1 protein-coding gene is annotated in these 2,179 nt (G+C 60.0%); it reads right to left on the bottom strand.

Annotation, left to right across the window (positions count from 1 at the left end; translation table 11 throughout):
• Window positions 1-409: 409 nt before the first annotated feature.
• Entirely contained in the window at window positions 410-2,074 is a 1,665-nt protein-coding gene (locus AC1D05_RS35680; protein WP_477447664.1) for an ABC transporter substrate-binding protein, read from the bottom strand.
• Between the last annotated feature and the right edge of the window lie 105 nt (window positions 2,075-2,179).

The raw sequence follows: 2,179 nt of genomic DNA, 5'->3' as shown, positions 1-2,179 counted from the left end.
AGCAGGCTGCCATGGCGGATGAAATCGCGGCGGCTGACACGGCCGTCGACAAGGCCGTCGATTAGATGGTTTTCGAGCGGAGAGCGGTTGCGCCGGATGAGATCGAGAATGCGATAGTTCTTGCTCATGAGTCTTTCCCCTATTGTTCTTTTGTTTCGTGAATGGTTGACGAGTTTCATGGAGTTCTCCCTTCATCGGCCCTCAACGAGAGCCATCGACCGGAACTCCAGCATGCAGCCTCACCCAGTCCGTCTGTTGCTGGACGGCGGAAGGCCTAATACGAGAAGGTCGGCCATCTTCCAGGAGGCGAAAAACCGATATTTGAATAAAGCTGTCGGCGGATTGACAGCATCTTCCTCCCACTTTCTTGAGATACTAGCGACATGGTCAAAGAAAGAGTTTTTTCCGTTCAGGCCTTCGATGCCTTGTCGAGGAACAGCTGCGACATCGCGGACGGCTGCACGCCGGCCACGCCTTTCGCCGTCGCTGTCAGATAGTCGTAGAAATAGCCGAAGATGACCGGCGTTTCTTCGAGCAGCAGGTTCTGGATCTTGCCTGCCGTCGCCTTCTGCGCCTCGAGGTCGAGTGCGGCAATGTAGCTGGTGGCGAGCGCGTCGTAGTCCTTGTTCTTGAAATGCGCCGCGTTCCAGGTGCCGTCACTCTTCAGCGGTGCCGCAAGACAAACATTCGGCACGCCGCGGTGACCGTAGTCGGTGATGCCCATCACCGAATCAAGCCAGTTCGATTTGCCGAACACAGCATCGCCGTAATAGCTGCCTTGATCGAGGATGTTGAGCTCGAGCTCGATGCCGATCTCCTTGACCCAGTTCTGGATGAGCTGGGCATATTCGGGGATTTCGAGGTCGCGTTCGGTGGTCAGCGTTACCTTGAAGCCCTGGGCGACACCGGCAGCTTCCATCAGCTGCTTGGCCTGCGCGATGTCCTGCTTGCGTTGCGGTATACTGGTATCGGTCGAGGGGTAGACCGCGGCGAACGGGCTGTCATTGCCAAGTGCGGAGCGTCCCTTCATCAGGCCGGCGACCAGCTTGTCGCGATCGAGGCAGAGCGCGATGGCGCGGCGCACGCGCGCATCCTTCAACGGGCCGTCGTCGCAACGCATGTGCAACTGCTGGTGCGCCGACGACTTCAGGCTGATGATGTCGACGCTCGGGTCGTTGAGCAGCGCCACGCCCGACAGCACGGGCATCTGGTTGATGATGTCCACCTGTCCGCCCTGCAGCGCCAGGATCTGCGACTGCTCATCAGTGAAGAAGGTGAACTCGGTGCGCTCCGGCAAAGCCTTCGGTCCCCAATAATCTTCGTTGCGGACGAAGGAGGCGCCGACCTTGGCCGTGTATTTTTCGATCTTGAACGGCCCGGTGCCGTCGAAGCTCTTCTCGTAGTCGCCCTTGTAGCTCGCCGGGATGATGACGGCGTTGTAATTGTCGGACGACAGCATGTAGGGGAAGTTGCCGTTCGGTGCGTCGAGGTGGAATTCCACCGTGTAGTCGTCGACCTTCTTGGTGGCGCCTTTCTGCAGGATTCCGTTGAACACCGACAGCGCGTTGGACGAGTTTGCCGGATCGGCGAGGCGGTCGATGCTGGCGACGACATCGCCGGCCTTCATCTCGCCGCCGCTGTGGTATTTTACGCCCTTGCGCAGCTTGAAGGTCCACACCGTGCCGTTGTCGTTCGGCTTCCAGCTCTCGGCCAGCATCGGCTTCAGCACCAGGTCGGGGCCGTCGAGGCAGAGATATTCGCCTACCTGCTGCAATATCAAAAAGCCGCCGGCGTCGGCGATGGTGACCGGGTCGATCGTCGCCGCCGGCACCCTGCTGGCGACACGGATGGTGGCGCCGGGCGCACCCTGGGCACGCGCCAGCGACGGCATGCCACCGAGGCCGGCGGCGGCGCCGATGCGGCCCAGCAACGGCAGCGACAGGCCAAGCAGGCTGCCATGGCGGATGAAATCGCGGCGGCTGACACGGCCGTCGACAAGGCCGTCGATTAGATGGTTTTCGAGCGGAGAGCGGTTGCGCCGGATGAGATCGAGAATGCGATAGTTCTTGCTCATGAGTCTTTCCCCTATTGTTCTTTTGTTTCGTGAATGGTTGACGAGTTTCATGGAGTTCTCCCTTCATCGGCCCTCAACGAGAGCCATCGACCGGAACTCCAGCAT

The organism is Mesorhizobium sp. P2_E9 (assembly GCF_056403815.1).
Note: the sequence above shows the minus strand (reverse complement) of the source record. Positions and strands in the feature narration are given on the sequence as shown.